6 protein-coding genes are annotated in these 6,000 nt (G+C 52.2%); all 6 read right to left on the bottom strand.

The window, feature by feature from the left end:
- Positions 1–608: protein-methionine-sulfoxide reductase heme-binding subunit MsrQ (gene msrQ, locus PLU01S_RS18675; RefSeq protein ID WP_084339934.1), on the bottom strand; the 608-nt coding region annotated here is incomplete at its 3' end.
- Positions 608–1,618 (bottom strand): protein-methionine-sulfoxide reductase catalytic subunit MsrP, encoded by a 1,011-nt coding sequence (gene msrP / locus PLU01S_RS18670; protein WP_074829415.1) that lies wholly within the window; start codon positions 1,616–1,618, stop codon positions 608–610. The genes msrQ and msrP, both read right to left, overlap by 1 nt.
- 63 nt (positions 1,619–1,681) lie before the next feature.
- Positions 1,682–2,548: a CDP-diacylglycerol--serine O-phosphatidyltransferase gene (gene pssA / locus PLU01S_RS18665; protein ID WP_074829418.1), complete on the bottom strand. Its 867-nt coding sequence runs from the start codon at positions 2,546–2,548 to the stop codon at positions 1,682–1,684.
- A gap of 168 nt (positions 2,549–2,716) precedes the next feature.
- The gene (ilvC, locus tag PLU01S_RS18660) at positions 2,717–3,733 is read right to left on the bottom strand and encodes a ketol-acid reductoisomerase (RefSeq protein WP_010796850.1); all 1,017 of its coding nucleotides are present in this window, start codon (positions 3,731–3,733) and stop codon (positions 2,717–2,719) included.
- Between the two features lie 39 nt (positions 3,734–3,772).
- Positions 3,773–4,264 (bottom strand): acetolactate synthase small subunit, encoded by a 492-nt coding sequence (gene ilvN / locus PLU01S_RS18655; protein ID WP_010796849.1) that lies wholly within the window; start codon positions 4,262–4,264, stop codon positions 3,773–3,775.
- A 2-nt stretch (positions 4,265–4,266) separates the two neighbouring features.
- The gene (locus tag PLU01S_RS18650; protein WP_010796848.1) at positions 4,267–5,994 is read right to left on the bottom strand and encodes an acetolactate synthase 3 large subunit; all 1,728 of its coding nucleotides are present in this window, start codon (positions 5,992–5,994) and stop codon (positions 4,267–4,269) included.
- Positions 5,995–6,000: the final 6 nt, after the last annotated feature.

Raw genomic sequence — 6,000 nt, 5'->3', positions numbered from 1 at the left:
TTTTGGCCGGACTGAAAAATCTTCTTTTGTCTTAGCTGAGTGGCGATGAATGGTAAGCGAAGCACAAGCAGCAGGCCTCCTATCGAGGCGTATATCAGCCACTCGCGGATATCCGAGCGAGTTATCCAGAACATGTGCAGCAAGGCCATAACCAATGCTATATAAATGAGGCGATGCAGCCGCTTCCACTGCTTGCCTAATTTACGCATGCTGTAACGGTTCGAGGTCAGAGCTAGAGGAAGCAGCCCCAGCACGGCAATGAACCCTACAATCACATAGGGACGCTTCTGCAATTCAATACCCAAGCGGGAAAAATCCCAGCCTAATACAAAGGCCAGGTAAGAGCAGAAATGAAGCGCTGCATAGGTGAATGTCCACAAGCCTAACTGGCGGCGAACCAATGCCCATCCTTTCCAGCTCGTCATTTTCTGCAAGGGCGTCAAGCTGAGCGTTATCAGTAAGAGTACTAGCGCCCCCAGGCCAAGCCTATCAATGATTACTTTACCAGGGTCAGGACCCAAGGCAGAACTCCATGCCTCGTACAGCCAAACACCAAGCACCGAAAACGCACTGATAAAAACGACCAATCGCCATACTTGCAACATCATTAATACTGCGTCCTTAGGTCCATTCCGGCGTATAGGCCAGCAACCTCCTCTGCATAACCGTTAAACATCTGTGTTTCTTTAATATTAGGACTAAATAGACCGCTAGGAAGCCGTCGCTCTTTAGCCTGACTCCAACGGGGATGATCGACCTGCGGATTGACGTTGGCGTAAAAGCCATACTCATTTGGCGCCATGCTTTGCCAGGTTGTCTGCGGTTGATCACTCACCAAGCTGATGCGAACAATCGACTTGATACTTTTGAATCCATACTTCCACGGCACAACTAATCTAATGGGTGCGCCGTTCTGATTAGGCAGTACTCGCCCATACATGCCTACCGCCAATATAGCCAATGGATGCATGGCCTCATCCATACGCAGACCTTCTCGATAAGGCCAATCCAGTAGAGAGAAACTGGAACGCTGCCCTGGCATATGCTGGGGATCATTCAATGTTTCAAAACGAACGTACTTGGCATTAGCTGTTGGCTGGAACTGTTTAATGACATCTGCCAGTGGAATACCCAGCCACGGGATAACCATGGACCAGGCTTCGACACAACGCAGGCGGTATATCCTTTCTTCCAACTGCTGAGGCCGGATAATGTCCTCCAGCGAGTAGGTACCTGGCTTACCAACCTCTCCGTCTACCTTGACTGTCCAAGGCTCGATCACCATCTGCCCTGCATTGGCATAGGGATCCCCTTTATCAGGGCCGAACTCATAAAAGTTATTGTATTGCGTGGCGTCTTTGAAAGGCGTTATAGACTCACCTTTTACATCTACCGCTTTCCAATGAATAGCAGACTGTTTCTCGGCAAACCAATCAGGCGCTTTGCCTGGCTCCACATCTGAATAAACAGATCCGTCAGCAAGCGCCCAGCCGGGCAGCACCGTAGCAGTGACAGCAGCACTGGCTGCACCCATGAATTGACGGCGAGACAAATAGATATTTTCTGGAGTGATTTCAGATGGCTTGCAGGCAGAACGCGGAGGGACGTTGATCAGCATGGCAATCTCCACAGCGACTACTGTCGATACGTAGTCTCACTGTGGAGATAATCAGGGAATTAATCAATGCATGCGGTCGCGATGATGGCGGAAGCGCATTAATGCCTTGACGGGACCTGACACAGCATAAGCAAGGAAACCCAGCAGCAGGACACGTGGCGGATCAGTAAAGATAATGGCGAAGATCAGGACAGCGATGAGGATGCCCACGAACGGAACACGCCCTTTCATATCCAGGGTCTTGAAGCTCCAGTACTTGAAATTACTAACCATGAGCATTCCTGCAGCAGCAACCATGAACGCGACTAGGAATGAGAGTTTGGAACCCTGAATACCAAAGTCGCTAAAGCACCATACTGTTCCAGCAACTAGCGCAGCGGCGGACGGACTGGCCAATCCAATGAAGTAACGCTTATCGACGGAGCCGATCTGAGTGTTGAAACGCGCCAGTCGAAGTGCTGCACCTGCCACATAGATAAAGGCCACAGCCCAACCTACATTGCCTAGACTGATCAGAGCCCATTCAAATGCAAGAATGGCCGGCGCCACACCAAAGGCCACCATGTCGGACAGCGAATCGTACTGTTCCCCAAAAGCACTCTGGGTATTGGTCAAGCGTGCAACACGACCATCCAGTCCATCAAGGATCATGGCGATAAAAATGGCTGCCGCTGCTGCTGCAAACCCTACAGCAGCCTCTTCCGACTGCCCTTGGATAAACGCAGTCTGTGCCGCAATGGACTTGATGATTGAATAAAGTCCTGCAAAAAGCGCGGCTGTCGTGAAGAGGTTCGGAAGTAAATATACGCCTCGACGGCGAATCTTTCGTCCCTGGGCATCGTGTGTTTCTTCGAAATGCTCATCGACGGGAATAATGCTTTCAGTGCTTGAGGAAGCTGTTTCGTTAGCTTCGTCGGGACGCTCGCTCATGAAAATTCCTTGCATAGGACTTGAAGTCTTGGATGATCCCCTCCTCTCAGGGTTCATCCTTAACACGTTACAGCTTTTATATCAGAAGACGAGCTGAAACGAAAAAACGCGGCCGTGGCCGCGTTTTTCCGAAACTGAGATCAACAGGACCTTTAATGGCCCTAATGATTAGTTTTTGCTCTTATCGACGATCTTGTTAGCAGCAATCCAAGGCATCATGGCGCGCAGTTTTTCACCGATCTGCTCGATACCGTGCGCCGCATTATTGCGACGATATGCCGTCATGGATGGGTAGTTGCTTGCGCCTTCGCTGATAAACATCTTGGCATATTCGCCATCCTGAATACGCTTGAGCGCATTGCGCATAGCTTGGCGAGATTCGGCGTTGATAATTTCAGGACCTGTCACGTACTCGCCATACTCCGCATTGTTGGAGATGGAGTAGTTCATGTTGGCGATACCGCCTTCATACATAAGATCCACGATCAGCTTCAGCTCGTGCAGGCACTCGAAGTAGGCCATCTCAGGAGCGTAGCCCGCTTCAACCAGTGTTTCGAAACCTGCTTTAACCAACTCAACGGTACCACCGCACAGGACAGCCTGCTCACCGAACAGGTCGGTCTCGGTCTCGTCCTTGAATGTGGTTTCGATGATACCGGTACGGCCACCACCCACGCCGCAAGCGTAGGACAGCGCTACGTTCTTGGCATTGCCGGAGGCATCCTGGTAAACGGCGATCAGGTCAGGAATACCGCCGCCCTTGACGAATTCGGAGCGAACAGTATGACCCGGAGCCTTGGGTGCAATCATGATGACGTCCAGATCCGCTCGCGGCACAACCTGGTTGTAATGGATTGCAAAGCCGTGAGCGAACGCCAGGGTAGCGCCCTGCTTCAGGTTAGGCTCGATTTCATTCTTGTACAGCTGAGCCTGAAATTCGTCAGGCGTCAGAATCATGATGACATCGGAAGAGCTAACGGCTTCTGGAACGCTTTTGACAGCCAGTCCAGCCGCTTCGGCCTTCTTGGCAGAGGCAGAGCCCGGGCGCAGCGCGACGACAACGTCTACGCCTGAGTCTTTCAGGTTGTTTGCATGAGCGTGGCCCTGAGAGCCATAGCCGATAATGGCGACTTTCTTGCCCTGAATGATGGAAAGATCACAATCTTTATCGTAATAAACGCGCATGAAATTCTCCTTAGAATTAGCCGCGTGGCTTTATCAAATTTAAATGCTCAGAGCCTTGTCGCCACGGGAAATCCCTGTGACACCACTGCGTACGACTTCCAGAATAGACGTCGTACCGATCGCCTGGATAAAGCTGTCGAGTTTTTCACTCGTACCAGCCAGCTGAATCGTATAGACGCTACTCGTTACATCCACTATCTGTCCACGGAAGATATCCGTGGTGCGTTTGACTTCATCGCGTTGAGCTCCGGTCGCCTTGACTTTGATCAGCAGAAGCTCACGCTCAATGTGGGAGCCCTCGGACAGATTCACCAGCTTTACAACCTCGATCAGCTTATTGAGGTTCTTGGTAATCTGCTCGATGGTTTCATCGTGCCCCACGGTTGTCAGCGTCAGACGCGAGAGCGTTGGGTCTTCTGTCGGAGCAACGGTCAGGCTTTCGATGTTGTAGTTGCGCTGCGAGAACAGGCCGACCACACGGGACAATGCGCCTGGCTCGTTTTCTAGCAGAAGGGAAATGATGTGCCGCATGATTAAGTCCGCTCCGTCTTGCTCAGCCACATTTCGCGCATCGACCCATCTTTAATCTGCATCGGATAGACGTGCTCGCTGGTATCGACCTGAATATCCAGGAAGACCAGACGGTCCTTCATGGCAAAGGCCTCTTCCATCATGGGCTTGAGATCAGCCAGACGCGTGATGCGCATACCGGCATGCCCGTATGCCTCAGCCACCTTGACGAAGTCAGGGAGCGATTCCATATAGGAATGCGAGTAACGGCTGTTGTACTGCATGTCTTGCCACTGGCGAACCATGCCCAGGGCCTGGTTGTTCAGCGTAATGATCTTGACGGGAAGGTCATACTGCAGACAGGTGGACAGCTCCTGAATATTCATCTGGATACTGCCCTCGCCTGTTACACAAGCGACGTCGACGTCGGGGAAGTTCAGCTTGACGCCCATCGCGGCTGGCAGGCCGAACCCCATGGTGCCCAGGCCACCGGAGTTGATCCAGCGGTTTGGCTTGTCATACAGATAGTACTGTGCAGCGAACATCTGATGCTGACCTACGTCAGAAGTGATGAACGCATCTCCATGGGTTACTTCGTAAAGCGTCTCGATCACCGTCTGCGGCTTGATGATGCTTCCATCCCCCTTGTCATAGGGGAACAGGCCGCCCTGCGAGCTGCGCCATTCCTCAATCTGCTTCCACCAATTGGCCTGAGCTTCTGCCGCAGGTTTCTCGCCAATTTCCTTGAGGATGGCAACCATTTCCGTCAGAACGCTATCGACAGGCCCAACAATCGGAACATCCGCCTTGATCATTTTAGAAATGGAGGCAGGATCGATATCGACGTGAATGATCTTGGCATTGGGGCAGAAACGTTTGGCGCCATTGATGACGCGATCATCAAAGCGGGCACCTACTGCCAGGATGACATCGCTATGGTGCATTGCCAGGTTGGCTGTGTAACTGCCGTGCATACCTAGCATACCCAGGAACTGACGATCACTGCCTGGAAAACCGCCCAGCCCCATCAACGTGTTGGTAACTGGCAGGTTGAGCATCTTGGCAAGCTCGGTCAGCTGGGCTGCACCGTTCCCCATGATGACGCCGCCGCCCGAATACAGGATAGGCCGCTTGGCCGCCAACAGCATTTCAGCGGCCTTGCGAATCTGTCCTGAATGGCCACGAACAGCCGGATTATAGGAACGCAGCTTGACCTTTTTGGGGTATACGTATTCGAACTTCTCCGTGGGGCTGGTCATATCCTTCGGGATATCAACCACAACCGGCCCGGGACGACCCGACTCCGCCAGATAGAAGGCCTTTTTCATGACCTCTGGAATTTCGGAGGGGTGCTTGATCATGAAGCTGTGTTTAACGATAGGCCGGGAAATCCCCACCATGTCGACTTCCTGGAACGCATCGGAGCCGATCATGTTGCTGCCAACCTGCCCAGACAGGATCACCATCGGAATGGAATCCATATACGCCGTAGCGATACCTGTAATGGCGTTAGTGGCACCGGGGCCTGACGTTACCAGAACGACGCCAGCCTTTCCGGTCGCACGCGCATAGCCGTCTGCCATATGCGTGGCTGACTGCTCATGGCGAACAAGAATATGGGTTACTTCTTTTTCTTTAAAGAGGGCATCGTAGATGTGCAGCAGGGCACCACCAGGATACCCATAAATGTATTTAACGCCTTCGTCACGCAAAAAACGGACGACCATTTCAGCGCCGGATAAGAGCTCCACGTTTCA

Source organism: Pseudomonas luteola NBRC 103146 (assembly GCF_002091675.1).
GTDB classification, from domain to species: domain Bacteria; phylum Pseudomonadota; class Gammaproteobacteria; order Pseudomonadales; family Pseudomonadaceae; genus Chryseomonas; species Chryseomonas luteola.
The sequence above is the reverse complement of the archived record's forward strand: the minus strand, read 5'-3'. Positions and strand labels throughout refer to the sequence as shown.